Here is a 24,492-nt window from a genome sequence, read left to right on the forward strand (position 1 = left end):
AGTATGTCTCGTACCGCTCGCCTGTTTCAGTTAATGCAAGCCCTGCGTTCTGGCCCATCACCCAGAACGTCGGTCCAGCTGGCACAGGATTTGGGCGTTTCACCGCGTACAATACATCGGGACATCGATGCTTTGCGTGCTCTGGGGGCCGTAATAGACGGCGAGGCCGGGTTTGGGTTTACCCTGATCGAAGATGCAACTTTGCCACCTCTGGGTTTTACCAATGACGAGCTTGAAGCGTTGGTATTAGGTCTACGAGAGGTGCAGTTGATTGGCGATCCGGCGCTGTCTGATGCGGCAAGCGAGGCCTTGCGAAAGCTGCAGGGCCGGTTGCCGCAGCGCCAATCCCACCGACTAAGTCATGCTGTTCTGACTGCCACGCGGTTTGACAGACCAGCGGTGCCAACAATTGATGTTGCAGTCCTGCGCCAAGCAGCATGGGACGAACGCGCGGTTGAGTTTGCCTATACCGATGCCAAGGGCGTGGGAACCCTGCGTCGGGTCAATCCACTGAGTATCGTCTACATGGATCGCGCCAGCGTTCTGCTCAGCTGGTGTCACTTGCGCGAGGATTTTCGCGTTTTCCGGCTGGACCGTATGCAAGACATGGACGTGTCCGACGAAAGTTTCCGCCCCAAGCGCGTGTCGTTACTGCGAGAGGCGATTGCCCGTATTCGTGCTGAACGCGAGGCACAGGAACAGGAAAGCTAATTTTCTACATTTTGAAAAATACCGATTGTGCGCTATCATTGAACCTGAGCAGTAATCAGGAAAAATCGGAATGCGTAAGTGCGTAGGTGGCGTCATGACCGCCGCATTATGGGCATCCATCGTGCAGGCGGATACAACAGATAAATCAATACGGCCTCTGGCCCGACCATTGGTCGACAATATTCAACTGGCTTCGGCAGACGTGATGGTTTCGGTAAGGCCAGTATTGCGTCCTGAGGTCGAACATTATCGCGTATCTGCCGAATGGAACGCGCGCTTTCAGGCTTGGCTTGGAGCGTTTCGCGAGCGGGCCCGCGCTCAAGGAATCTCGGCCCGGACGCTGGACCGAGCATTGGCCGGGGTGACCTATGACAGCGACATCATCAAACGAGATCGCAATCAGGCTGAGTTTTCAAAACCGATCTGGGAGTACCTGGATTCGGCAGTTTCAAAAACGCGGATTTCGAATGGACGCGCGGGCTTGGACCGGCATCGGGAAACTCTGACGCGGATAGAGGCGCAATATGGCGTTGAAAAAGAGGTTGTCACCGCTATTTGGGGGCTCGAAACCTCGTTCGGAACCTATCGGGGTGGCAAGCAAACTATCAGATCGCTCGCGACACTGGCCTTTGATGCACGGCGGGCGAGTTTCTTTGAATCCCAGCTTATCGCGGCCCTTCAGATCCTGCAGTCCGGGGACGTGGATGCTGCGAATATGGTCGGCAGTTGGGCCGGAGCGATGGGGCACACGCAGTTCATGCCGACCTCATTTCTGGATCACGCAGTAGATTTCGATGGCGATGGGCGGCGCGATATCTGGTCGGATGATCCAACTGATGCTCTGGCGTCAGCCGCCGCCTATCTGGCAAAGCATGGATGGACCAAAGGCCAACCATGGGGGGTAGAGGTCAAGTTACCATCCGGCTTTGATTATGCAGATGCAAGACGAGACGTTACACTGATGCCGTCAGAATGGGCGGCCCGAGGAGTTCTGGCGCACACAGGCCAGGTGGTGCCCGACTATGGAAAAGCTGCAATTTTGTTGCCAGCGGGTGGCCGTGGTGTTGCTCTGATGATCTTCGATAATTTCAAGGTGATCGAGGCATACAATGGTGCCGATGCTTATGTGATCGGGATCGGGCATCTGTCTGACCGGCTTGCAGGCGGTGCTCCGTTTCAAGCCGAATGGCCACGTGGAGATCGCGTGCTGAGTTTTACCGAAAAGAAAGAGTTGCAGCGTCGGTTGACGCAGGCTGGGTTTGACACTCAAGGGATTGATGGTCGCACCGGTCCGAATACGATCAATGCGGTTCGAGCGTTCCAGGTCGCTCAAGGGCTGGTTCCGGACGGGTACCCGTCGCTCAGTCTGCTGGAGCGGATGCGTTGAAAGTAAGGGCGGACCAAATGGGCCGCCCTTTGATCGTGACTAGGACGCGGATTTCATCAATCCCCTGTTGTTGATTTCTTCCAATGCTTCGTCCAGCGATTTGTTAATACGCACAAACATCTCATCGATGTCCTCAGGCGTCAGGATCAGGGGTGGCGAGATGATCATCCGGTCGCCCACGTGGCGCATGATCAGGTTGTTCGCAAAGCAGCGGTCGCGACAGATATACCCAATCGTGCCGGGTTCAGACGCAAATTTGGCGCGGCTTGATTTATCCGGTGTCAGCGCGATTGACGCCATCATTCCAACGATCTTGGCTTCGCCGACCAATGGGTGATCAACCAGTGCCTCCCATTTCTTCTTCAGATAGGGGGCCGCGACATCGCGGACATGATCCACAATTCCTTCTTCTTCCAGAATGCGCAGGTTTTCCAGCGCAACCGCAGCAGCAACGGGATGGCCGGAATATGTATAACCGTGGTTGAATTCGGTGTTGCCGATAACTTCAGCGATTTCATCATTTACGATAGACCCACCGATAGGCGCGTAGCCCGAGCTGAGTCCTTTGGCGATGGTCATGATGTGTGGTCTGATGCCGACAGTTTGTGACCCGAACCAATTCCCGGTCCGACCAAACCCGCAAATCACCTCATCTGCGATCAACAGGATATCGTATTTGTCGCAAATACGTTGGATTTCCGGCCAGTAAGTGTCTGGCGCAACGATAACGCCACCTGCACCCTGCACTGGCTCGGCGATGAAGGCTGCGACTCGGTTTTCACCAAACTCTAGAATGGCCTCTTCCAATTCGCGCGCGCGGGCGAGGCCAAACTCTTCAGGGGCGAGGTCACCACCTTCGGCCCACCAGTTTGGTTGGTTAATGTGATGAATATTTGGAATCGGGATGCCGCCTTGCGCATGCATCCCGGCCATACCACCCAGCGATGCGGATCCGACCGAAGAACCGTGATAGGCATTCTTGCGGCTGATGATGATATTCTTGCCCGGCTGACCTTTCTCAGCCCAATAGGTGCGAACCAGACGGATATTGGTGTCATTCGCCTCGGACCCGCCAGCGGCGAAGAACACGTTGTTCAGATCTCCGGGTGCAAGTTCAGCAAGCTTGGCGGCCAGTGCGATGGCCGGGATGTGAGTCGTTTTGAAGAACGTGTTGTAATACGGCAGTTCGCGCATTTGACGGGCAGCGGCGTCGGCCAGTTCATCGCGGCCATAGCCGATATTGACGCACCAGAGCCCGGCCATGGCATCCAGAATCTCTTCACCTTCGCTGTCGGTCAGATATACGCCGTTGGCGCGGGTGATTACACGTGCGCCTTCCTCCCCCAGCGATCCATTTGCCGAGAACGGGTGAATGTGATGCGCCGCATCCAGCGCCTGCAATTCGGCGGTGGGCATGTGATTGGTGATAGTGGACATCGGCGATTCTCCTGCAAGCGTGATTGCAGGACAGAATATGATCAAATTTTATACTGTCAATCGAATCGCTGCATTCTAGGTGCCGGGCAGGGCATCGCCCATCATTCCCATACCTTGCTCAATGTCCTGTGCCGTTGCCAAAGCAGCCTTCTCCGCATCCTTATTGCGCAGTGCGACGATAATATCCTTATGTCTATCGGGTAGGCTTTGGGTGCCGAATCGACCGCAAACAATCCGCAGTGAAGGGCCGAATCTCAACCACAGACGTTCGGCCAGGTCGACCAGAATCGGGGCATCGGCATGCGAATACAGGGCTTGATGAAAGGCGTGGTTCAATCGCAGATATCCGCCAACATCCCCATCTGCAATCATGAGGTCGAGCCGTTGATCCAGCTTCTCCAGATGGTCAATTTCGGTCGACGAAATGTTCCTGGTGGTACGCCTTGAAAGCTCTGTTTCTATTGATATTCTTGCAAAAATCATCTGCTCGATATCATTGGCAGATAATAAGGGTACGCTGACCCGTCGGTTGCCTTGAAAGATCAGGGCGCCGTCAGAAATTAGGCGTCGTATCGCCTCGCGCACCGGGGTCATGCCTACGCCCAACGAATCAGTCAGACCCTGAATCGTTACCGGCTGTCCTGGCACAAGATCACCAAACAGGATCTGCGATTTCAGAGTGCGATAGACCTGTTCATGCGCAGGGCGTTTTTCTTCATCATCCGGCTGCGTGCTCGCCTTATTTTTGATCAAATCCAAATGGTTTACCTCAATCCGCGCGTTTCTATCTTGTCTGAATTTACACCTGTTCCGACCATAGGTGAAACTACTGCAAAACGCAAAACTTGATCAAATCCAAAAAAAAGTGAAAATAGCCGCATAATCGCAGGGAGAAGACTATGAAACTAAAAACGCTGGGGATGACAGCGATCGTCGCATTGGGGACTTCGGCCGCTTTTGCCGAAGAAGTGCGCGTCTATAACTGGTCCGACTATATTGACGAGGAGTTGCTGAGCAAATTCGAAGAAGAGACAGGCCTGACCCTGATCTATGACGTGTTTGATAGTAATGAGGTTCTGGAAACCAAAATGCTGGCCGGTGGGTCAGGTTATGATGTGGTTGTGCCTTCGGGAACGTTTTTGCAACGCCAGATTCAAGCTGGCGCGTTCCAGGAACTCGACGCAGCCAAACTATCGAATGCAGGAAACCTGTGGGATGTGATTCAGGAGCGCACCGCAGGGTATGACCCCAACAACGCTTATTCGATCAACTACATGTGGGGAACCACCGGCATCGGCTTGAATGTTGACAAGGTCAAAGAAGTTCTGGGCGACGATGTTGCGCTCAACAGCATGGATCTGGTGCTGAAGCCTGAAAACATGGAAAAGCTGGCCTCGTGCGGTGTCCATTTCCTGGATGCACCCGCCGAGATCATTCCGATGGTGCTGCAATATATCGGCGAGGACCCGGATAGCCATGACACGGACGTCATTGCGAAGACCGAAGAGGTTCTGACCGGCGTGCGTCCATATGTGCAGAAGTTCCACAGCTCGGAATACATCAATGCGCTTGCCAACGGTGATATCTGTGTGGCCGTCGGTTGGTCAGGGGACATTCTGCAAGCTCGGGATCGTGCCGATGAGGCAGAAAATGGTGTGGTCATCGAATACCATCCATTCGCGGAAGGCTCGCTGATGTGGTTTGACCAGATGGCGATACCTGTTGATGCACCAAATCCAGAAGGCGCACACAAGTTTCTGGACTTTATTCTGGATGCCAACAACATGGCTGCCGCGTCGAACTATGTTTACTACGCCAACGGTAACAAGGCTTCGCAAGAGTTCCTGGAAGAGGACGTAATCGGAGATCCGGCGATCTATCCGGATGATACGACGATGCAGAATCTCTATATCACCACGCCTTATCCGGCAAAAACCCAGCGGGTGGTGACTCGTCTCTGGACCAAGGTGAAATCAGGCACCTGATCTGATTGATGCGCAAGGCAGACAAACTGCCTTGCGCGATATTTATCCTGACCGATTACCGGGGGCCACTTTGAACACTGAAGTCTTTGCGCCGTGGGACGACCCGCAGGCGAAACCCTTGATCCAGTTCCAGAACGTCACCAAACGATTTGGCGCATTCACCGCGATCGATAACCTTTCGCTGGATATCTATGAGCGTGAGTTCTTTGCTCTGCTTGGGCCGTCGGGCTGCGGAAAGACCACGATGATGCGGATGCTGGCCGGTTTTGAAACTCCGACCGATGGCCATATCCTTCTTGGGGGTCAGGATATCGATCCGATCCCGCCCAATAAGCGGGCGGTGAACATGATGTTTCAGTCTTACGCCCTGTTCCCTCATCTGAGCATCTGGGACAATATCGCTTTTGGTCTGCGTCGGGACAACATGCCCAAGCGCGATCTGGAAGAACGAGTTGAAGAGATGCTGCGCCTGACCCGGCTCGAGCAGTTTGCGCGCCGTAAGCCGCATCAGATCTCGGGCGGTCAACGCCAACGCGTGGCGCTGGCCCGGTCATTGGCCAAAGCGCCAAAACTGCTTTTACTCGACGAACCCTTGGGGGCGCTGGATAAGAAGCTGCGTCAAGATACCCAATTCGAGTTGATGGACATTCAGGAAAAGACCGGCACGACCTTTGTCATCGTGACTCACGACCAAGAAGAGGCGATGACCGTTGCCAGCCGAGTGGCTGTCATGGATCAGGGCAAGTTGATGCAAGTGGCGACACCCGATCGCATCTATGAGACACCGAATTCCGTCTATGTCGCTGATTTTATCGGCGACGTGAACATCATCGAAGGGCGTGCCACGACACAAGGGGATGAAAGCTATCAGATCGATTGGGCCGAGGGTCAGCCACCACTCACGGCGTCATCCGCGACCGCGTTGTCCAATGGGCAGGGCTGCCATCTGGCGATCCGTCCCGAGAAAGTCGCCATTTCAGCCGAGCGCCCCACAGATGCGATCAATGCGATCCAGGGCAAGGTGCATGACATCGCTTATCTGGGCAACCTGTCGACCTATCATGTTGAGCTGCCAAACGGCACGATCATCAAGGCACAAACGGCGAATACCCGTCGTATCTCGCGCCGCTCGTTTACTTGGGAAGATCCGGTCTGGCTGTCTTGGACAGCGACTGCCGCGGTCTTGTTGGAAAACTGATGCGTCGCGCTGTTCTGATCGCCATTCCCTATGTCTGGCTTCTGGCGCTGTTTCTGGTTCCGTTCTTTATCGTTCTGAAAATCTCATTTTCGGACACCGCGCTGGCCATTCCACCTTACACGCCGACATTGGATTTCTCTGAGGGCTGGACAGGCATTAAGAACTTCTTCAGCCAGCTTGATCTTGAGAACTTCGTTTGGCTGACCGAGGATGATCTATACTGGAAAGCTTACCTTTCCAGCGTCAAAATCGCCCTGATTTCAACAATTCTCACGCTGATTGTCGGCTACCCGATCGCCTACGCGATGGCGCGCGCGCCTGAAGAGTGGCGGCCCACATTCATGATGCTAGTTATCTTGCCCTTCTGGACGTCATTCCTAATCCGGGTCTACGCCTGGATGGGCATCCTCAGCAATGAGGGCTATCTGAACCAACTGCTGCTGTGGACGGGCATTATCTCAACCCCGCTGACCATTCTTAACACCAATACAGCGGTCTATATTGGCATCGTCTACACTTATTTGCCCTTCATGATTCTGCCGATTTACTCGTCTCTAGAACGTATGGACGGGTCGCTGATCGAGGCCGCCGAAGACCTTGGGTGTTCGCGCATGCAGGCTTTCTGGTTGATCACAATCCCTCTGTCACGCCCGGGTATCATCGCGGGTTGTTTTCTTGTGATGATCCCGGTGATTGGTGAGTTCGTGATCCCGTCGCTTCTGGGTGGTTCCGGAACTCTGATGATCGGTAAGGTTCTTTGGGAAGAGTTCTTCTCGAACCGCGACTGGCCGGTTGCCAGTGCGGTGGCCGTGGTTTTGCTACTGATCCTTGTGATTCCGATCGTACTGTTCCAGCGCAACCAGCAAAAGCAGACGGAGGCTGAACAATGAGCAGACTCAGCTGGTTCAACACGGTGTCGCTGACATTGGGGTTCGCGTTCCTGTATATCCCGATGATCATCCTGATCATTTTTAGCTTCAACGAAAGCAAGCTTGTCACCGTCTGGGCCGGGCTTTCGACCAAATGGTACGGAGAGCTGGTTCAGAACGAGGCGTTCCTTGACGCGGCATGGGTTACACTGCGGGTCGCTGTGTTCTCATCGACTTTGGCGACGATCCTTGGCACGGCAGCGGCATATGTTTTGGTGCGTGGCGGGCGGTTTTTTGGACGAACGCTATTTTCGGGGATGATCTACGCCCCTCTGGTGATGCCAGAGGTGATAACGGGCCTGTCTCTGCTGCTGTTGTTCATCGGGATCGGGTTGGATCGGGGGATCCTGACCATCGTTCTGGCTCATACGACATTTTCCATGTGCTTCGTTTCGGTTGTCGTCTCTTCCCGCCTTGTTACATTTGATCGGTCGCTGGAAGAGGCCGCGCTGGATTTGGGGTGTTCGCCGGCGCAGGCTTTTCGTCTAGTGACGTTGCCGATCATTGCGCCCGCCGTTGTTTCCGGCTGGTTGTTGGCGTTTACCTTGTCGCTTGATGATCTGGTCATTGCGTCCTTCACCTCTGGACCATCCGCCACGACACTTCCCATCAAGATATTCTCGGCTGTGCGTCTGGGTGTCAGTCCAGAAATCAACGCGTTGTCGACGCTTATGATCGCTGTGGTAACGTTGGGTGTCATCACCGCATCATTGGTGACCAAACGCGCGATGATGCGGCAAAAGCAGGATGAACAAGCCGCGGCGCGCACCGAATGAAGCGAATCTTTTCGGATTTCGCTTATAGTGCGGCCCCTCTTTCAGGATGCTGGTGGGACGAGACGATTGAGGCACCTGATTGGCCTAAGCACCAAGGAGAGCTGAAGGTCGATGTTGCCATAATCGGCGGCGGGTTCACGGGCCTATCTGCAGCGCTGCATTTAGCGAAAGAGGGCGTATCGGTTGCTGTGTTCGAGGCGAACTCTCCGGGCTGGGGCGCGTCAGGGCGAAACGGAGGGTTCTGCTGTCTGGGTGGTTCGAAGCTTAGTGAAGCAACTCTCAGACGTCGTTACGGTGCAATTGAGGCAGCAGCATATTTTCAGGCTGAAAAAGACGCAGTGTCGTTGGTTGCCGATCTTCTGGCGCGTCATGAAATCGATGCGGACAGGCACTCGCGGGGTGAAACTCAACTGGCCCATTCCAAGCGAGCGATGGCACGACTACGTCAAAGCGTCGCCTCAGAAGGCCAGCTGCATGAGCAGCATGAACTGGCAGATTTAGGGTTGGGAGGCGCGTTTTTTGGCGGATACACAACGCCTATAGGTTTTGGTTTGAACCCTCGTAAGTACCTTTTTGGTTTGGCCAACGCAGCGCAGACTGAGGGTGCAAAGTTGTACCAACACAGCCCGGTTCAGAAGATATGCAAAATCGCGCAAGGCTTTGATCTGCATACCCCCACCGGTCATGTTCGGGCTTCGAACGTGCTAACCTGCACAAATGGGTATTCCAGCGAGGATTTACCCCAATGGATGGCTGCGCGCTATATGCCGACGCAATCGACGGCTTTTGTCACACGCGTTCTGTCCCAAGACGAATTACAGGCTCAAGGCTGGACTTCGGATCAGATCGCATATGACACGCGCAACCTGCTGCATTATTTCCGGTTGATGCCCGATAGGCGGTTTTTGTTCGGAATGCGTGGGGGATTGATGTCGTCACCCCGTGCCGAAACGCGCATTCGGCAAAAGGCGTTGCAGGATTTCAGACGCTTATTTCCTGCGTGGGCCTCGATTGACGTTACGCATATCTGGTCCGGTATGGTCTGCCTGTCCCGCGCCCTCGTGCCCTTTGCGGGTCCGGTTCCGGATCAAGCCGGGTTGTTTGCGGGCTTTGCATATCACGGCAACGGCGTTGCCATGGGGACATATTGTGGCCGAGCCCTCGCCCGGATGGTCCTCGGGCAACCAAGTGAGCTTCCTTTGCCGATCAAGCAACCGCCAGCCCGTTTTCCATTGGGTAGATGGCGTCGTGCCTTGATGCCGCCAGCCTATGCATTGCTTGGTCTTGCGGATCTATAAGGCGCGAATTTCCAATTCAAAGGCCCGAACATATTCGGGTGATCCGTTTTCGACCCGCCACAGACAATAGGCCGCCATTCGCCAGCCATACCAAGAGCGCAGAGATAAGTATCGCGCAGTAACTTGGTGCCGATCGTAGGCGGTTAGAAAGCTCGCTACCTCCGCCTCCGACAGAGGTGCACCGCGATAAAGCTGTTGCATCGCGGGCGATAAAAATATCGCTAAGTCTTCACATGGGTCACCCAAGGCCGGGCATTGCCAGTCGATGAGTGTCAGCCCGGCAGATGATTGCAGAATGTTGCCCGCCACCGGGTCACCATGGATCAGACATCGCTCGGCAAGAGGTGGTATTTGCCCCCGCGGCTTCAACGCGATCAGCTGCTGAGTCTCAGCGTTCTGGCAACTGCGCAAGATTTGCTCAGCCTGGCATCTCAGATCCTCGCTGCCATTGCAGCCAGCGGGGAGGTCCAGATTTATCGATAGACTGTGTAGTCGCCTCAGCAGAACCGCGACGTTTTCGACGCCTTCGCGCCATGGATTGCCTGGTGCATGATCGTAGTAAACCCAGCTCGCCTTCTCGAAAGACCCGGTTGCCCGAAGATTGGGCACGAAGCCGGTGCTGTTGAGTGCGCGCAAGCAGTTCGCCTCAAGCTTAGCGTCGTTGCGAAACAGCGGGTTCTGAAACGGTGCGCGATATAGCTTGAGGACCGCGTCGCTGTGATCCGACAGTACCTTCCAGACCTGATTTGTACGCCCACCGTACAGCACCTGAAATTGGGCTTGAACGTCTATTAGCCCTTGAGAATGCAGCTGGGCAACCAGCTTTGGCGGAGGTGGGATTTGGTCAGACAGGGAAATTACCAGATTGAGCAGCGAGTCGATTTTGCCAAGCTTTGACCTGCGCCGCCCAACAGATCAAGCACCTGTTCGTATATGAGTAACCTCATCCGCAGATACTTCTGCTCCGCTTTCAAGTTTCAACATGACCGCGCCGTCACCAACCTTGGCCTCAACAACGCGGCCGAAAGCTGCGGTGGGGGTTTCGGCCAGCAATTTGTCTCCCTTATAGCTTGCGAGAGACGCAGAGTAACTCCCTGCCAGAAACGCGGTGCCGGTACTGTCAACACCGTGCCATTCGAATTCGGTTTCATTGACGGGTACGGTAATTCGGTCGACCACGTCGCCCTGCGTGTTGCGGATGATCAGTTCAGCTCTGGTTGCATCAGGAGCTGCACTGGCAAAGAGCGTAACGGGCTGATTTTCAAACTGAAATGGTGCGGCAACTTGAACATCCATCCCAACCCAACTGGCAAGCTGGTTCAGATTGACCGATCCCAACGTCAAAGCCAGACCAGATAAAAGTTCATTTGCCTTGACCTGTTGCTCGACCATCGAAAACTGCGCGAGCTGCGAGGCATATTCTGATGAGTCCAATGGTTCCAGCGGATCCTGGTTTCGTGCCTGTACCGTCAGCATGCGCAGGAATGTCTCGAAATCCGACGTCAAAGCAGAACGTTGCGCGTTGCTGGGTACCTCTGAGGTGGCGATTGGATTTGCGGTTGAACTCGACGGGGTGATCATCGCTTAAAGCCTCACATCAAGGCCACCACGCGGGCCGGATTGAATTGTTGGTGCACTATGAGTCTCATCAACAGCGACTTCCGATGTGTCAGAGAACTGCTGCGCCTCGGGGTCTTTTTCTTGCTCGGCTGTGTTACCGGACAGGCCCAGATCAAGTGACATACCTTGGTATCCAAGTTTCTCGAATTCAGCGGATAACAGCGCAATGTGCCGCCGCATCAAATCATGCGTTTCTGGCCGTTCCGTCATGATCATCAGATGCAACCCATCTTCACGGTTGGTTAATGTGATCGAGACGCGGCCCAGTTCCTCGGGGTTGAGGGCGATGTCTACGCCCTGAGCGCCAGGCCTTGCTGAGATGACGGCTGCCAGTTGGCCCGCAATGGCGCGGGCATATTCGGCGCGATGGGGTATAAATGGTGTTATGCCCATGGTTTCCCGCTGCGTGGGCACAGATGTGGCTTCCTTTAGTGTCGGAGTATCGAGAATCTCGTGGTCTGTTGCAGGTTCGCGGATTGTGTCCACAGGAGCTATATTTGTGGCTTGGGCCGATATCAGCGCATTTGTGGCGCTAGCTGTTTGCTGCTGCGAGACTACTTTAAATACCCACGTGATCGGTGTGTCTAAATCCGGGCGGATGCCGACTTCGGCCGAATTTCGCGACTGAATTGGGCGTGCATTCGAATCCGGGCTGATCCCGGACCGACCTAGCGTGCGTGTGAGCACCTGTTTTTTAACTTTATCGGATATTTGTTCCGGCGCAGGCGAGATTTCGGACGCTGCAGGGGTGGTCGAACTTATTGTTGTCGACCTATTTGTCTGATCGGTTGGTGAAGTGGATATGTTCTGATTAGACACCGGATCTACAGCGGGCGAGGGTACTGCTATTTCCGACTGTCTTGGCGCTTGCAATTCGCTGTCCGCAAGCGTCAACAGTTGCGGAAACGCAGCCTCGGGATTTGGCAACTCCTCATCACCGTTTTGGGATAGTGGTTTCTCAGTAGTTCTAACAGAGTCGTTGATTTCGACATCCGGCTGTTCTTCTACTGCGACTTTCTGTTTTGAAATTGTTGGCAAGCTCTCAGGATCGTTCAACTCGGCCTCTTCGTTCATGACGTCCTCAAAGGCCTGAGCTCCCTTGTTCTCTCGCGCCCCCCCGTGCTGGGCATCGGATTTGCTTCCTGTTGTGGTTGAGGCCGTCAAAACGGTCAGCGGGTTGGACATTTCTTGCTCCGGCTGTGTTTGCCTGACCCGGACTCTGACCTCAGGAGGTTACAATTATTTTAACTGCTTTCCTCTTTGATCATGAAAGTTCGAAGCAATTTACGGAGAATTCAATGTCGATATCGGCGATTGCAGCAACGACACCGACCGCTCAAGCTTCAGATAAGCTTAGAGCTGCCTCAATCGAGCTTGAGGCGACCTTTCTCGCCGAGATGTTGAAATCCGCGGGCCTTGGGCGGGCGCGGCAATCGTTCGGAGGAGGCGCAGGTGAAGATCAGTTTTCTTCGTTTCTAATTCAGCAGCAGGCCCAGCAGATGGCCCGCGCCGGTGGAATTGGCCTGTCAGAGGTTATCTTTAATGCAATGATGGAGAAGGCCGATGGGTGAAAATCCGATAAAGGCTTTGGAAGATCTTCTGGATCAGGAGCGTAAGGCATTGATAGGCGGCGATCTTGACGACCTGAACCGATTGGCACTCGAAAAAGAAGACCTGATTGATGCTCTCAACGGACTGAAAGTCATTAATAGCGACGACTTTGTTCGTGTTCAGATGAAAGTCGTGCGTAATCAGGCACTGTTGACCAGTGCAGCCGACGGCATCCGCGCCGTCGCTGAACGCATGTCGGAACTGCGTCGCGTGCGTCAGGAGTTCAGTACTTATGACGCGGCGGGTCAGCGGAATGGGTATTCGGTGCGCTTGCAGGCAAAGCTGGAGAAGCGGGCATAAGGCTGGGTTTTATTCAAATCCAAAGCTTTGGATTTGTTCGTCTTAGCACTCCGTTAGGGGATCAGGGTCAAAGTTGGGATTGCACCTGGAACAGCAGGTGGCGCGAAGGCCACAAGGCGCGACGCAAAGGTCAGAACGACGGAACGCCCGCCGGTTCGGTGGGTCCAACATGGGCGTCGAAGGCGCCCGAACGCAAAGAGGATGACAAATATGTCCAGCATTCTGACGAACAATGGCGCAATGGTTGCGCTGCAAACTCTCAAATCCGTAAACAAGAACCTGGCGATGACGCAGAACGCGATTTCGACCGGTAAAGATGTGGCGACGGCCAAGGACAACTCTGCCGTCTGGGCTATTTCCAAAGTGATGGAATCGGACGTTAAGGGTTTCAACGCAATCAAGGACAGCCTTGCGCTAGGTGAATCCACAGTGGCAGTTGCACGGAACGCTTCGGAAACGGTTACAGATCTGCTAAACCAGATGAAAGGCAAGATTGTCGCGGCACAGGAAGACAACGTCGACCGCGGCAAGATCAATGACGATGTGACGGCATTGCGGGACCAGATCGCATCGGTCGTAGGCGCGGCGCAATTCAATGGTCTAAACCTAGTCGATGGGTCGGCAGGTACAGCATCCATTCTTGCGTCGCTGGACCGTGATAGCGCCGGAAACGTAAATGCATCATCAATTTCGGTCGCGAGCCAGGATTTGTCGACCGGCGGCTATGCGTCGAAGGGGGTTCTGGCGGGGTCGGATAACGTAACCACCGACAATGATGCGGCCGGGTTCACAATGGATAAGTCCGGCGGCTCGGGTGATATCGTTATCGACAGCTCGACTGACAACTTTGCTGCTGGTGACCAGGTGTCGATTACCATCGGTGACAAAGTTGCTTCCTATACGGTTCAAGCTGGAGATCTGGACCCGTCGGGCACCTACGACTCAGCTTATACTGATGCGATTGTCGCAGTTGGGTTGAAGAACCAGATTGATGCCTTGGGTATTACCGGTGTGGCTATCGACTATGACTCCAGCGCGGCGGGTACGCTCTCATTCGTTACCGGGACTGCAACAGCGGGTGCTGACGCAGATCGCGATGTGACCGTTTCGGCGCAATTCACCAATGCCGGAGCAGGCGGTTTAGGTGCGTTGTCGTCGATTGACGTATCGACCGATGCAGGTGCCGCGGCAGCATTAGGAACCATCGAGACACTGATCAACACCGCGATTGATGCATCGGCCGCATTTGGTTCGTCGCAGGGCCGGATTGAAACCCAGAAAGAGTTCATCTCGAACCTGGCGGACTCGTTCAAATCCGGTATTGGCTCATTGGTCGACGCCGACATGGAAGAGACGTCGGCGCGGTTGCAGGCTCTGCAGGTGCAACAACAACTGGCGACGCAATCTCTTTCGATTGCGAACCAGGCTCCGCAGTCCATCCTGTCGCTGTTCCGCTAATTCAGGAACTTAGCCGGGGCGCGCGCCGTGCCCCGGCCTTAACTGCCCGCTGATGGACAATCGGAAGGATTTCAAGTGACTCCGCAAACGCTCGCCCAACGCGCTTATGCGCAATCTGCAGCACCGACGCGAACGCCCCAGGATACGGAATATGAGGCGATTTCAAAAATCACACATCGCCTAAAGTCTGCGGCAGCGCGCAGGGAAACGGATTTTAGTGCCTTCGTCCAGGCATTGCATGAAAACCGCCGGTTATGGATCGTGTTGGCGACCGATGTTGCGGATGCCGATAACGCACTGCCGACCAATCTGCGGGCTCGAATATTTTATCTCGCTGAATTCACGGAACAACACAGCAGCAGGGTGTTGGGAAACAAAGCGACAGTAGAGCCGCTGCTTGAAATCAACATGGCAGTCTTGCGAGGACTGCGTCAAATGAGGGGGAATTGATGGGCGGTCTGGTGCTAAAGCTTGCCCCAAAAGAGCGGGTTCTGATCAACGGTGTCGTCATCGAAAATGGTGACCGCCGCAGCAGATTTTCCATCATGACACCGCAAGCCAATGTTCTGCGTCTGCGCGATGCAATTCACCCTGAAGAGGTAAACACCCCAGTGCGTCGTGTCTGCTATGCGGCACAGCTTGTGCTGTCTGGTGACACAGAACCCGATCAGGCGCGTCAGCAGTTGCTGCGACGCGTAGAGGAGTTGAGCCAGGTCTTTACAGATACCGATAGCCGCCGGGTGTTGGCTGATGCCACAGAAGCGTTGGTGGCTGAGCAATACTATAAGTGCCTAAAAGCGTTGCGCTCTCTATTGCCACGAGAAGAGCGGTTGATGGCGTATGAGCAATGACCTTTCAACCGGTCGTACCCAACGGTGGAATTGTGGGCTGGCGATTTCTTCAGCGGACGTATGACGCGCAACTGCAAAGTTTTTCGAACTCGTCGATTAATGAGCGTGAGACAGCGTATTTTCTGAAAAACATAGGAAATGTTCGCTCGGCTGAAGATCTGGTTGCTGATCGTCGCTTGCTACAGATCGCCTTGGGCGCTTTTGGCCTCGAAGATGATCTGAACAATCGGTTTTTCATTCAAAAGATCCTGTCGGACGGTACTCAGGCGGAGGACGCGCTGGCGAACAGGTTGGCTGACAACCGATATCGTGACTTTGCAAAAGCTTTTGGATTGGGGCCGGGTGAGATTCCCAAGACGAGTTTGGTCAGCGCGATGGAGAAGATCGCCGAAGATAATCTGACCGCTCGGTTCGAAATATCGGTTGGTGAATCTGATGAAACGATGCGCATCGCATTATTCACGCAGCACGCCTTGAGCGAGATAGCTCAACAAGGTGGAAGTGAGAACAGAAAATGGTTCGACATTATGGGATTGCCACCGTTGCGCAATATGATGGAAACGGCATTAGGCCTGCCCAGATCATTTGCACAGCTGGATTTAGACAAACAACTTGAAGTCTTTAAGGATCGGTTGCATCGCGCCACCGGATCCTCGGATCTGGCGCAATTTAAGGACATAGAAGCCATCGAAAAAATGACAGATACCTATCTGACCCGCAGCCAGATCGCGCAAATCCAGAGTGTAACTTCACCTGCACAGACGGCTTTGATCCTGCTGGGTGGCGGGTTTTGATACTAAATTCCGGATCTCGGACGGAGTTCGATCTGGGTCAGAAATCGCTAAAGCTCTGAAGCGTGAATTCGAGTGTGTTAAAGACCAGGCTTCAGCAACTAGGTGTTCAGATCTTTCGACGCGTCGTATCCGCTAACAATTTAAGTATCCGGTTAGATATCTGCAGAAGCTTGCAGTGCAAAAGAACTAATCGGTTGCGAAACGTTATGCAGCTTGATCTCTCCTAACGGGATGGCCTGTTTGCAGGCGGGCTCGATATCGTGTGATACAACGATTCTGTGACCGGCTGTTTTGCCATATTCCCCTAGTCTGGCGGCGATATTCGCCGCTTGTCCGATCACTGTGAAATCCAGCCGCTCTTGTGAGCCTACATTGCCGTAAGTAACACGACCATAGGCGACGCCAATTGAGCAATCGCAATGATAGTCTTTTTCGCCGTTGCGCAGCTCAGCCAGTTTCTCGACGATCTCAATCGCGGAGAGCTGCGCGTTGGTCCGGGCTTTAGCGGCGTCGTCACCCGCCGGGAAAACAGCCAGTACCGCGTCGCCGATGAATTTCAACACTTCTCCATCATGATCGTGCACGATCCCTGATACTGTTTCGAAGAACGCGTTCAGCAAATCAATGTATTCATCGCGGCCCAACGTCTCTTCGAGCGAGGTTGAGTTGCGCAGATCACAGAACATGATGGCCGCATCGATATCATCGCCATCACCTCGGCGAATTTCACCGCCCAAAACCCGAGCACCCGATCGTTTGCCAACATAGGTTTCAAGCAAAACCTGGGCGTTTTCGCGCTGCATGAAGACCTCGTAGAAGCGCGCGATTACGGAAGAGCACTCAAAAACCAGGCCAAGGTTTTCTGTTGTGAATCCATCTGGGTGATCACTGGTCAGGGTCAGGACGTTTATTCGCCCATCTGAAAAGGGTAGTGGCATGGCAACATAGTCTGTTGCCCCTTTCGCCCGCAGATCTTCGATGATCGGAAAACTGTTATGGGGATTGTCGTTGTTCAGGCGTTGACGCACGCCGCCCAGGCCATTTGAGACGTGGCGCAGTGGGCTGTTGGTAAAGGCAGGATGATCGTGGATCTCGTAGGTCGGGGTGTGTGTCGAAATCTCGGCCGTGTCCTTTTCCCAGATGTAGTGTTTGCCTGCGATCAACGGGTGCAGCGACCAGACCAGGATGCTAAGGCGCTGTATAGCGATGCCGTGTTCCAGCATTTTCTCGGCCAGTGCTTTGGTGAAAGCATCGGGTGTTTCGATATCCGACGCTCCGCGCATCAACCAGTCGATCAAAGGCCCGCTGATATTGCCGTCATCGGGTTGCCGAAGTTGGTTTTCTCCAAGGTCGATTCGCGTCGCCGTGTTGGGCATAAAGCCGATATGTCCTTGAATGGCTGCGCTTTCGGGAAAGGCATCTTCATAGGCCCAGATCGAATTTCTCAAGTGCTCTTCCGGCAGGCTGATGTCGTGATAGGTTGCGGTGCCCTTGAAGGGGCAGAATGTTTGCAACTCAGTCTCGGGGCTGAGTTCCACGCACAGATCTTCACGCGGGATGTAAACTGCAGGGGGCAGCCGCGTTTCATACATGACCTTGGCGTTATGGCTTTCAGCGAGCAGGATATCACCACGGTAGATCGCAATCCGCCCTTTTAACGGTTCAACCGAAATACCATAGCCTTTGACATTTGGTGTGGCATGGACGTTCATCTGCAACCTCCCCTGGCCAAGCTCTTATATGATGGGCCTTCAGGGTGACGATTCCAAGATGTGTACACAGATTTTACCGCGGTGAAGCAGTCAGACCATCTGAATAACGTCTTTTTCGATCGACAACATGTAGCCTTTTTTTGCGATGTTTTTCACCAGCAATTCACTGACCATCTGATTGCCGAGTGCGTCCCTTAGGCGTTTGATACGGGTGGCCCCGGCGGCTTCTTCGCAATCGACCACGTTCCGCCCTGAAATCATGGCTTCGATCTGCGCACCGGACAGAACTTCGTCATCCAGCCGGGATTCGGCTAGTACCGAGAGGGTTTCCATTGCTGCGGGAGTCAGCCTGAAATCCATGTTGTTGAGGTAGACCGTGTTTTCCTCCCGGCTGATTAGCAGCGAGGTCACCTGAATCCCGGTCCGTTCAATCTGAGCCATGCGGCGATTCAGCAATACCAGCATAACCAGAAATACCAACGCAGTGATCAGCATCGCGGTTGCAAATACCAACAGGACAAAAATCACCATCCTATAGCTGGACAGCGTATCGGCGAATGCTGTGCCGGATTGGGCCAGTATTTCCAGCAGGCGGATTTCGGATTGTGAGGTAAGGTCAGACTCGACAAACAACCGCTCGACGCGCGCGTTGAAAGCGTTCGCATCCGGTAGCGTCCAGAACAGGAAAACCGCTGCAGTCACCAGGATCGCGACGATTGCCGCTATCCCCAGACCAACCAGCCGAACCCCCGAGCGGCGTGCTTCAGTAACGGAGATAGAATTTTCCGGCATTGGCCTTCCTTTGATCCAATCCATTCGCCTCAAAAACGGTCATCACGTTCAGCAGGGTCCAGCCGTTTGATTTCAGCCGCTTTGCGACTTCGTTCCGGGCCGAGCCCTTATCGCAGCTTGAGACCTGCATGACGCCATAGTGCAGGCGCAAGGGATTGTCCTGCTTGGCTTTGTAGTCGGCAAAGCAATCTGCCGCGACGGCCTGCGACCCAACCGATATCAGGGCCGTCAGAGCCAGAGAAGATAGGATCTGTTTCATGGGCTGCATCCTGCGCATGGGTTGGGCGGATATTCAATAACCTCAGGGGTTTTGAGGTGCTGATATTGGATAACAGATTGCCGTTATTGCTTGTCTGAAGGGGGAGGTCGCAATGTCGGGTCATCAGTTTTGCGGTCGTTAACAGGCCTGCCCCATTATCCGAAAGGACACGTATCATGCACCGGAAGTTCATTGCTCTGATCATCGCAACCGCCGTCGCCATCACCGGGATCTCAGCGTCACAGGCACGCGCGGTGGATACCCGAGATATTCTCGGCGGATTGGCTGCAATCGCGATCATAGGTGCTGCGGTCAACCACTATCATCAAGAGAAAAAGCGCGACGAAGAGGCAGAACGCCGCAAGCGTCATAAGAAGGCTGAAGCCAAGGCGAAGAAGGCCAAGAAAAAACATGCTGTACGCCCGTTGCCAAAGCGGGTGGCCCGTTATGATCTGCCGCAGCGCTGCCTGCGCACGTTCAATGCCTATTCGAGCAATCGTCCCTTGCTTGGGCCGAACTGCCTTAAGAAGCACTATAAACATGCCGACAGCCTGCCACACCAATGCAAGGTTGGTTTCTGGAATGGTAAAAGGGTAAAACGGGCATACGAACCCGCCTGCCTGCGCCAGAGAGGATACCGCGTCGTTTACCAGTAACTGGTTTCGAGCAGGAGTGGCGCCACAGAAGCGCCACGCGGGAGAGGGTGGCGCAAGCTGCCCTCTTCTTTTTTCTTGCGCCCGGCAAGGAAACGCGGTTTGCCAATGGTATGACGACACCTGATTTCGAACTCGAACGGGCTTTGCTGCCGCGCGGATACACCCGAATTGCCGGGGTGGATGAGGTTGGGCGTGGTCCATTGGCCGGGCCGGTTGTTGCGGCAGCGGTGGTATTGAATCCGCAGGATATTCCTGACGGGCTGAACGATTCCAAAAAACTGACGGCCAAACGTCGCGTTGGTTTGGATGAGACATTGCGCAATCGGGCAGAGGTCGCGGTGGCCGAAGCCACAGTCGCCGAGATAGATGAGCACAACATTCTGCGCGCCTCACATCTGGCGATGGTGCGTGCGGTCGCGGCGCTCGACCCTGCACCGGATTTTCTGCTGATCGATGGAAACCTGATCCCGCGCGGGATGAAACTGCCCTCGCAGGCGGTGGTGAAGGGCGACGCACGGTCGGTGTCGATTGCGGCGGCGTCAATCATCGCGAAAACCTGGCGCGATCAGTTGATGGTGGATTTGGCGCAACAGCATCCCGGCTACGGGTGGGAGGCAAATGCCGGATATCCGACAAAACAGCACCGCGAGGCGCTGCGAAATCTCGGGGTGACCCCACACCATAGACGTTCGTTCAAACCGGTCCACAATATCTTGTATCAAGAGTAAATCGTAAGTCGCTGATTCAAAAAAGAAATTGACGGCGAATCATCTTTGACTCATCCTTGTCTCAACCAAATGAGCGCAAAAGCGCCGTGGAACTGAGGCAGTGATATGACCACAATCAAGACGAAGGGCGCAACTGCGCTCCCTTTAAACACGATTCTATCCGGGGACTGCATCGAGGCGATGAACAGTCTGCCCGAGGCGTCGGTTGACCTGATTTTTGCGGACCCCCCGTATAATCTGCAGTTGAAAGGCCAGTTGCACCGGCCCGATAACTCTCAAGTCGATGCGGTCGATGATCACTGGGATCAATTCTCAAGCTTTGGCGCCTACGACCAGTTCACGCGTGAATGGCTAAAAGCGGCGCATCGTTTGCTGAAACCCAATGGTGCGATCTGGGTGATTGGGTCTTATCACAACATTTTCCGCGTGGGTTCCGCCCTGCAGGATGCGGGCTATTGGATTCTGAATGATGTGGTTTGGCGAAAATCGAACCCGATGCCGAATTTCCGCGGCAAGCGCTTCACCAATGCGCATGAGACGATGATCTGGGCCTCCAAACGTGAGGGTGCGAAATACACGTTTAACTACGAAGCGCTGAAAGCGCTGAATGAAGGCGTACAGATGCGCAGCGATTGGGTGCTGCCGATCTGCACTGGGCACGAGCGCTTGAAGGATGAAAATGGCGACAAGGCGCACCCGACACAGAAGCCAGAATCACTGCTGCATCGTGTTTTGATTGGCTCGACCAATCCGGGTGACGTTGTGCTCGACCCCTTCTTTGGTACTGGCACCACGGGTGCTGTCGCGAAAATGCTGGGGCGAGAGTTCATCGGTATCGAACGCGAAGAAAGCTATCGCAAGGTGGCTGAAAAGCGCATCGCCAAGGTCCGTAAATTCGACCGCGAGGCGCTGGAAGTCAGCGCCAGCAAACGCGCCGAGCCACGCGTGCCATTTGGCCAATTGGTCGAACGCGGCATGCTGCGACCGGGTGAGGAGCTTTATTCCATGAACCAGCGCCACAAGGCCAAGGTACGCGCGGATGGGACGTTGGTAGGCGACAACGTCAAGGGCTCGATCCATCAAGTGGGGGCGCATCTTGAAAACGCGCCGTCCTGCAATGGCTGGACTTACTGGTGCTTCAAACGCGATGGCAAGACTGTGCCAATTGATGTGCTGCGTCAGCAGATCCGATCAGAGATGCATAGCTGATTTACTCAATACCGCCGGTGCCTGTGGCCTGACACAAGGCACTAAGCCTTGCCCCGCCGTTTTGGCGGGGTCTTTTGTTTTCCTCTATAGGATGATTGCATAGGGTAGCCCCTGACAGCGCATATGGGAGACCGATGCAATGACCGAGACAACCGCCAGTCAATCTCGTCTGAGCAGACTGTTCTTCACGCAGCCGGACAATTATGACCTAGACAACAAGTACACCGAAGCCGCGCTGGAACGAAATAAGCGTGAGGGTTTGGAGCTTGCCGTTCGGGCGCGTTGGATCGCAATGGCCTTTACAGCGCTATTGCTGATTTACTTGAATCCTCACTGGGAGGTTCTCTGGTACCATTTCATTCTGTTGCTGATCTGCGCCAATGGTTGGCTGATCCGACGTGCGGGGCGCGTTGGTCAATCCCGAACAGAGCTATTTTTGATCTTCATTGATTTGCTGATCATGACATTGGGTATGATCGTTCCTAACCCGTTCAGCGACGACGTGCGGCCGCTGGCAATGCAGTATCGGTTCGACAACTTCCAGTATTTCTTCATCATTCTAGCTGCAGGGACTCTTGCCTATTCCTGGCGTACCGTCATCGCGATTGGAACTTGGACGGCGTTCATGTGGACAGCTGGTTGGGTGATCGCATGGTGGGTCTCCACGCCGATACCAGGGATCAGCGAGCGCGTATCCGAGGCCTTGGCAGGTTATCCAGACGTCGCAGAATTCATGGATCCCAACAGTTTCATGCCGACGCTTCGTATTCAGCAGGTGATTGTTTTTGTCATGGTTGCAGTGACGCTTGGTGTTTCGATGCGGCGCCTCAATCGCTTGTTGATGTCGAATGCCGGGCTTGAACGTGAGCGCGCGAACTTGTCGCGCTATTTCTCTCCGAATGTGGTTGATGAGCTCAGCCAGAACGATGAGCCTTTGAAGCAGGTCCGCAAAGAAGACATTGCGGTTCTTTTCATCGACATCGTTGGGTTCACCAAATTTTCTGCGGGGCGCGATCCATATGAGGTTATCGAGGTCTTGCGCGGGTTCCATGCGCGGATGGAAACAGAGGTGTTTCGCCATCATGGAACGCTAGACAAGTATCTTGGAGACGGATTGATGGCTACGTTTGGCACACCGCTGCCGGGTGAATTGGATGCTAGCAATGCATTGGCTTGTGCCCGGTCGATGGTCGATATGATCGACCGCTGGAATATTGATCGCAAACGCGCCGGCGAGGCAGAGATTCAGATCGGAGTAGGGGTTCACTATGGCTCAGTTGTCCTGGGTGATATCGGAGCGAACCGGCTGGAGTTCGCCGTGATAGGCGATGCGGTAAATGTTGCTGCAAAGCTTGAGGCCATGACGCGCGAATGCGCTGCCCGCATAATTATCAGCGATGCATTGCGCACCCAAGCGTTGCAAGAAACACCGAACTCAGAAGACTTGATGGCAGGATTTGAACAGCGGCCGGATCAGACGGTGCGCGGTGTCGCCGCCCCGATGGATTTTTGGGTTCTCCAAAAATAGGGGCTCCCGCCTGTCAGAACCGCATCAAGGATGCGATCCTTCCTGTTGGGCCGGGCAGCACGCTGGCGCGTGCTGCGGTTAGGTGCGAGGCAGAGGGTTCTGCGCCTTGTTATAGGGCTGCCAGTCGGCGATCTCGGGATAGTATTGACGTCGCCACGCTCGGACCTTGGGGTTCATGATGCGTCGCCACAATGGTGGGATCATCGCAGCAATTGTCATGACCGGATACCCATACGGCAGTTGCGGGGCGGCGTCCTGAGAATGGTGTTGCAGCAAAGGGAACCTGCGGCTTGGTTTGTAGTGGTGATCCGAATGGCGTTGCAGGTTGATAAGTAGCCAGTTCGACGCTTTATGCGACGCATTCCACGAGTGGCGCGGGTGGACGTGTTCGTACTTCCCGTCGCCAAGATATTTGCGCGTCAGGCCGTAATGTTCGACATAGTTGACCAATTCTAGCTGCCAGATCGCGGTACCTGCCTGCAGCAGGAACAAGCCTAGCCCGGCCCATCCTCCGAGCAGGTACGCCAGAAGCAGCATGGTCGATTGCAAGGCCCAATACCGCCAGAAGGGGTTCGTGGAAGCTGTCCAGGGGCGGTCTTTGCGGGCCAGTTTGTTCGCTTCCGCGTGAAACGCCGATTTCAGACTTTGGCGCAGGACGCGCGGATAGAAGCGGTGGAAGCCTTCATTGTAGCGTGCGGTCACAGGGTCGCGTGGGGTGCCAACATAGCGGTGATGGACCAGCAGATGCTCGGACCGGAAATGGGAATAAAGCACCATCGACAGCAGGATATCACCCAGCCATCGTTCCAGCTTGCCTTTCTGGTGCATCAACTCGTGGCTGTAATTGATTCCGATCGTGCCTGAAATAACGCCCATACCGAAGAATACGCCAATTTTTTCGATTGTGGTTAGACCAGTTGCGCGGGTCGTGTACCAGATCAGTCCGTAAAGCGTGAGGAACTGCACCGGAGCCCATGCTTTGGTCAGCCAAATATACCAGTCCAGCTCTTCATCTGGCGCATCCGGGTCGGCATTTTCCAAGTTAAGCCCCGTCAGTTGATCCAGCACAGCGAAGGCCCACCAAGTTGAAAGAGGCACAAGCAAGACCCACCAACCACCAGCAAAAGAAGTTATCCAAATGAGTGGGACCAGCAGGTATGAGACCCAAAATGGAACGGCAGATTGCCAGCGAGAGAGGGTGTCAGATGCAATCATCTTGGGGCTCCAAAACGTTGCCCGAACAGTAGACCGCT

26 protein-coding genes are annotated in these 24,492 nt (G+C 54.5%); 17 read left to right on the forward strand and 9 right to left on the reverse strand.

Annotated elements, in window-relative coordinates; translation table 11 throughout:
* The first annotated feature begins 3 nt into the window (after positions 1-3).
* On the forward strand, positions 4-711 hold the full coding sequence (locus tag ACR0IU_RS10105) for a helix-turn-helix transcriptional regulator (protein WP_480716159.1): 708 nt from the start codon (positions 4-6) through the stop codon (positions 709-711).
* A 70-nt stretch (positions 712-781) separates the two neighbouring features.
* On the forward strand, positions 782-2,098 hold the full coding sequence (locus tag ACR0IU_RS10110) for a lytic murein transglycosylase (RefSeq protein ID WP_480716160.1): 1,317 nt from the start codon (positions 782-784) through the stop codon (positions 2,096-2,098).
* A gap of 39 nt (positions 2,099-2,137) precedes the next feature.
* Here ACR0IU_RS10110 and ACR0IU_RS10115 read toward each other — a convergent pair whose 3' ends face one another.
* Together ACR0IU_RS10115 and ACR0IU_RS10120 are read right to left on the reverse strand one after the other, a co-directional pair.
* Positions 2,138-3,535 carry an aspartate aminotransferase family protein gene (locus ACR0IU_RS10115; protein ID WP_480716161.1) on the reverse strand — a complete coding sequence of 466 codons (1,398 nt, stop codon included), beginning with the start codon at positions 3,533-3,535 and terminating at the stop codon, positions 2,138-2,140.
* 75 nt (positions 3,536-3,610) lie between these two features.
* Positions 3,611-4,294, reverse strand: coding sequence for a GntR family transcriptional regulator (locus ACR0IU_RS10120; protein WP_260023307.1), 684 nt, complete (start codon positions 4,292-4,294; stop codon positions 3,611-3,613).
* Between the two features lie 140 nt (positions 4,295-4,434).
* Between ACR0IU_RS10120 and ACR0IU_RS10125 the strand changes: the two genes are divergently transcribed.
* The 5 genes from ACR0IU_RS10125 to ACR0IU_RS10145 all read left to right on the forward strand — a co-directional run bounded on the left by ACR0IU_RS10125 (position 4,435) and on the right by ACR0IU_RS10145 (position 9,721).
* A complete protein-coding gene (locus tag ACR0IU_RS10125) occupies positions 4,435-5,520 on the forward strand; it encodes a polyamine ABC transporter substrate-binding protein (RefSeq protein ID WP_010440724.1) in 1,086 nt (361 codons plus the stop codon).
* A gap of 70 nt (positions 5,521-5,590) precedes the next feature.
* On the forward strand, positions 5,591-6,718 hold the full coding sequence (locus ACR0IU_RS10130) for an ABC transporter ATP-binding protein (protein WP_170476362.1): 1,128 nt from the start codon (positions 5,591-5,593) through the stop codon (positions 6,716-6,718).
* The gene (locus ACR0IU_RS10135; RefSeq protein ID WP_170780873.1) at positions 6,718-7,608 is read left to right on the forward strand and encodes an ABC transporter permease subunit; all 891 of its coding nucleotides are present in this window, start codon (positions 6,718-6,720) and stop codon (positions 7,606-7,608) included. Before ACR0IU_RS10130 ends, ACR0IU_RS10135 begins: the two co-directional genes overlap by 1 nt.
* Positions 7,605-8,423, forward strand: a complete 819-nt coding sequence (locus ACR0IU_RS10140) for an ABC transporter permease (protein WP_480716162.1) — start codon at positions 7,605-7,607, stop codon at positions 8,421-8,423. The genes ACR0IU_RS10135 and ACR0IU_RS10140 overlap by 4 nt, the downstream gene beginning before the upstream one ends.
* On the forward strand, positions 8,420-9,721 hold the full coding sequence (locus tag ACR0IU_RS10145; protein ID WP_480716163.1) for an NAD(P)/FAD-dependent oxidoreductase: 1,302 nt from the start codon (positions 8,420-8,422) through the stop codon (positions 9,719-9,721). Before ACR0IU_RS10140 ends, ACR0IU_RS10145 begins: the two co-directional genes overlap by 4 nt.
* Here ACR0IU_RS10145 and ACR0IU_RS10150 read toward each other — a convergent pair.
* The 3 genes from ACR0IU_RS10150 to ACR0IU_RS10160 all read right to left on the reverse strand — a co-directional run bounded on the left by ACR0IU_RS10150 (position 9,716) and on the right by ACR0IU_RS10160 (position 12,526).
* The gene (locus ACR0IU_RS10150; RefSeq protein ID WP_480716164.1) at positions 9,716-10,489 is read right to left on the reverse strand and encodes a phosphotransferase; all 774 of its coding nucleotides are present in this window, start codon (positions 10,487-10,489) and stop codon (positions 9,716-9,718) included. The genes ACR0IU_RS10145 and ACR0IU_RS10150 overlap by 6 nt on opposite strands.
* Before the next feature lie 147 nt (positions 10,490-10,636).
* The gene (locus ACR0IU_RS10155) at positions 10,637-11,302 is read right to left on the reverse strand and encodes a flagellar hook capping FlgD N-terminal domain-containing protein (protein WP_480716165.1); all 666 of its coding nucleotides are present in this window, start codon (positions 11,300-11,302) and stop codon (positions 10,637-10,639) included.
* A 3-nt stretch (positions 11,303-11,305) separates the two neighbouring features.
* The gene (locus ACR0IU_RS10160; protein ID WP_480716166.1) at positions 11,306-12,526 is read right to left on the reverse strand and encodes a flagellar hook-length control protein FliK; all 1,221 of its coding nucleotides are present in this window, start codon (positions 12,524-12,526) and stop codon (positions 11,306-11,308) included.
* A gap of 113 nt (positions 12,527-12,639) precedes the next feature.
* On the opposite strand from ACR0IU_RS10160, the gene ACR0IU_RS10165 reads away from it, so the two are divergent.
* From ACR0IU_RS10165 to ACR0IU_RS10190, 6 genes are all read left to right on the forward strand, one after another.
* Positions 12,640-12,912, forward strand: coding sequence for a rod-binding protein (locus ACR0IU_RS10165; protein WP_480716167.1), 273 nt, complete (start codon positions 12,640-12,642; stop codon positions 12,910-12,912).
* The gene (locus tag ACR0IU_RS10170) at positions 12,905-13,252 is read left to right on the forward strand and encodes a flagellar biosynthesis protein FlgN (protein WP_480716168.1); all 348 of its coding nucleotides are present in this window, start codon (positions 12,905-12,907) and stop codon (positions 13,250-13,252) included. Before ACR0IU_RS10165 ends, ACR0IU_RS10170 begins: the two co-directional genes overlap by 8 nt.
* Before the next feature lie 210 nt (positions 13,253-13,462).
* Positions 13,463-14,710 (forward strand): flagellin, encoded by a 1,248-nt coding sequence (locus tag ACR0IU_RS10175; RefSeq protein ID WP_170545302.1) that lies wholly within the window; start codon positions 13,463-13,465, stop codon positions 14,708-14,710.
* Between the two features lie 75 nt (positions 14,711-14,785).
* Positions 14,786-15,160, forward strand: a complete 375-nt coding sequence (gene flaF / locus ACR0IU_RS10180) for a flagellar biosynthesis regulator FlaF (RefSeq protein ID WP_170780865.1) — start codon at positions 14,786-14,788, stop codon at positions 15,158-15,160.
* Positions 15,160-15,561, forward strand: coding sequence for a flagellar biosynthesis repressor FlbT (flbT, locus tag ACR0IU_RS10185; protein ID WP_170780864.1), 402 nt, complete (start codon positions 15,160-15,162; stop codon positions 15,559-15,561). The genes flaF and flbT overlap by 1 nt, the downstream gene beginning before the upstream one ends.
* The gene (locus ACR0IU_RS10190) at positions 15,558-16,355 is read left to right on the forward strand and encodes a DUF1217 domain-containing protein (RefSeq protein ID WP_480716169.1); all 798 of its coding nucleotides are present in this window, start codon (positions 15,558-15,560) and stop codon (positions 16,353-16,355) included. The genes flbT and ACR0IU_RS10190 overlap by 4 nt, the downstream gene beginning before the upstream one ends.
* A gap of 152 nt (positions 16,356-16,507) precedes the next feature.
* Here ACR0IU_RS10190 and ACR0IU_RS10195 read toward each other — a convergent pair whose 3' ends face one another.
* The 3 genes from ACR0IU_RS10195 to ACR0IU_RS10205 form a co-directional block, all read right to left on the reverse strand.
* Complete coding sequence (locus ACR0IU_RS10195; RefSeq protein WP_480716170.1) at positions 16,508-18,067, reverse strand: DUF427 domain-containing protein; 1,560 nt, start codon at positions 18,065-18,067, stop codon at positions 16,508-16,510.
* Between the two features lie 90 nt (positions 18,068-18,157).
* Positions 18,158-18,859, reverse strand: a complete 702-nt coding sequence (locus tag ACR0IU_RS10200) for a winged helix-turn-helix domain-containing protein (protein WP_480716171.1) — start codon at positions 18,857-18,859, stop codon at positions 18,158-18,160.
* Entirely contained in the window at positions 18,831-19,118 is a 288-nt protein-coding gene (locus tag ACR0IU_RS10205) for a hypothetical protein (protein WP_170476327.1), read from the reverse strand. Before ACR0IU_RS10205 ends, ACR0IU_RS10200 begins: the two co-directional genes overlap by 29 nt.
* A 176-nt stretch (positions 19,119-19,294) precedes the next feature.
* On the opposite strand from ACR0IU_RS10205, the gene ACR0IU_RS10210 reads away from it, so the two are divergent.
* The 4 genes from ACR0IU_RS10210 to ACR0IU_RS10225 all read left to right on the forward strand — a co-directional run bounded on the left by ACR0IU_RS10210 (position 19,295) and on the right by ACR0IU_RS10225 (position 23,239).
* The gene (locus ACR0IU_RS10210) at positions 19,295-19,774 is read left to right on the forward strand and encodes a hypothetical protein (RefSeq protein WP_480716172.1); all 480 of its coding nucleotides are present in this window, start codon (positions 19,295-19,297) and stop codon (positions 19,772-19,774) included.
* A gap of 110 nt (positions 19,775-19,884) precedes the next feature.
* Entirely contained in the window at positions 19,885-20,502 is a 618-nt protein-coding gene (locus tag ACR0IU_RS10215; RefSeq protein WP_480716343.1) for a ribonuclease HII, read from the forward strand.
* Between the two features lie 105 nt (positions 20,503-20,607).
* Positions 20,608-21,711, forward strand: a complete 1,104-nt coding sequence (locus ACR0IU_RS10220) for a site-specific DNA-methyltransferase (RefSeq protein WP_170476318.1) — start codon at positions 20,608-20,610, stop codon at positions 21,709-21,711.
* 139 nt (positions 21,712-21,850) lie between these two features.
* Complete coding sequence (locus ACR0IU_RS10225; RefSeq protein ID WP_480716173.1) at positions 21,851-23,239, forward strand: adenylate/guanylate cyclase domain-containing protein; 1,389 nt, start codon at positions 21,851-21,853, stop codon at positions 23,237-23,239.
* Positions 23,240-23,317: 78 nt separating this feature from the next.
* Here the strand turns inward: ACR0IU_RS10225 and ACR0IU_RS10230 are convergent, their stop codons facing one another.
* On the reverse strand, positions 23,318-24,454 hold the full coding sequence (locus ACR0IU_RS10230) for an alkane 1-monooxygenase (protein ID WP_480716174.1): 1,137 nt from the start codon (positions 24,452-24,454) through the stop codon (positions 23,318-23,320).
* Positions 24,455-24,492 lie beyond the last annotated feature (38 nt).

The sequence above is a fragment of the Ruegeria sp. CL5 genome (assembly GCF_056536485.1).

Bases quoted from the DNA above. Each gene is read 5' to 3' on its own strand.
- ACR0IU_RS10105 (WP_480716159.1), top strand. From the start codon at position 4: ATGTCTCGTACCGCTCGCCTGTTTCAGTTAATGCAAGCCCTGCGTTCT.
- ACR0IU_RS10170 (WP_480716168.1), top strand. From the start codon at position 12,905: ATGGGTGAAAATCCGATAAAGGCTTTGGAAGATCTTCTGGATCAGGAG.
- ACR0IU_RS10200 (WP_480716171.1), bottom strand. From the start codon at position 18,859: ATGCCGGAAAATTCTATCTCCGTTACTGAAGCACGCCGCTCGGGGGTT.
- ACR0IU_RS10160 (WP_480716166.1), bottom strand. From the start codon at position 12,526: ATGTCCAACCCGCTGACCGTTTTGACGGCCTCAACCACAACAGGAAGC.
- ACR0IU_RS10195 (WP_480716170.1), bottom strand. From the start codon at position 18,067: ATGAACGTCCATGCCACACCAAATGTCAAAGGCTATGGTATTTCGGTT.
- ACR0IU_RS10215 (WP_480716343.1), top strand. From the start codon at position 19,885: ATGACGACACCTGATTTCGAACTCGAACGGGCTTTGCTGCCGCGCGGA.
- ACR0IU_RS10155 (WP_480716165.1), bottom strand. From the start codon at position 11,302: ATGATCACCCCGTCGAGTTCAACCGCAAATCCAATCGCCACCTCAGAG.
- ACR0IU_RS10145 (WP_480716163.1), top strand. From the start codon at position 8,420: ATGAAGCGAATCTTTTCGGATTTCGCTTATAGTGCGGCCCCTCTTTCA.
- ACR0IU_RS10225 (WP_480716173.1), top strand. From the start codon at position 21,851: ATGACCGAGACAACCGCCAGTCAATCTCGTCTGAGCAGACTGTTCTTC.
- ACR0IU_RS10175 (WP_170545302.1), top strand. From the start codon at position 13,463: ATGTCCAGCATTCTGACGAACAATGGCGCAATGGTTGCGCTGCAAACT.
- ACR0IU_RS10205 (WP_170476327.1), bottom strand. From the start codon at position 19,118: ATGAAACAGATCCTATCTTCTCTGGCTCTGACGGCCCTGATATCGGTT.
- ACR0IU_RS10190 (WP_480716169.1), top strand. From the start codon at position 15,558: ATGACCTTTCAACCGGTCGTACCCAACGGTGGAATTGTGGGCTGGCGA.
- ACR0IU_RS10165 (WP_480716167.1), top strand. From the start codon at position 12,640: ATGTCGATATCGGCGATTGCAGCAACGACACCGACCGCTCAAGCTTCA.
- ACR0IU_RS10110 (WP_480716160.1), top strand. From the start codon at position 782: ATGCGTAAGTGCGTAGGTGGCGTCATGACCGCCGCATTATGGGCATCC.
- flbT (WP_170780864.1), top strand. From the start codon at position 15,160: ATGGGCGGTCTGGTGCTAAAGCTTGCCCCAAAAGAGCGGGTTCTGATC.
- ACR0IU_RS10210 (WP_480716172.1), top strand. From the start codon at position 19,295: ATGCACCGGAAGTTCATTGCTCTGATCATCGCAACCGCCGTCGCCATC.
- ACR0IU_RS10135 (WP_170780873.1), top strand. From the start codon at position 6,718: ATGCGTCGCGCTGTTCTGATCGCCATTCCCTATGTCTGGCTTCTGGCG.
- ACR0IU_RS10230 (WP_480716174.1), bottom strand. From the start codon at position 24,454: ATGATTGCATCTGACACCCTCTCTCGCTGGCAATCTGCCGTTCCATTT.
- ACR0IU_RS10125 (WP_010440724.1), top strand. From the start codon at position 4,435: ATGAAACTAAAAACGCTGGGGATGACAGCGATCGTCGCATTGGGGACT.
- ACR0IU_RS10220 (WP_170476318.1), top strand. From the start codon at position 20,608: ATGACCACAATCAAGACGAAGGGCGCAACTGCGCTCCCTTTAAACACG.
- ACR0IU_RS10115 (WP_480716161.1), bottom strand. From the start codon at position 3,535: ATGTCCACTATCACCAATCACATGCCCACCGCCGAATTGCAGGCGCTG.
- ACR0IU_RS10140 (WP_480716162.1), top strand. From the start codon at position 7,605: ATGAGCAGACTCAGCTGGTTCAACACGGTGTCGCTGACATTGGGGTTC.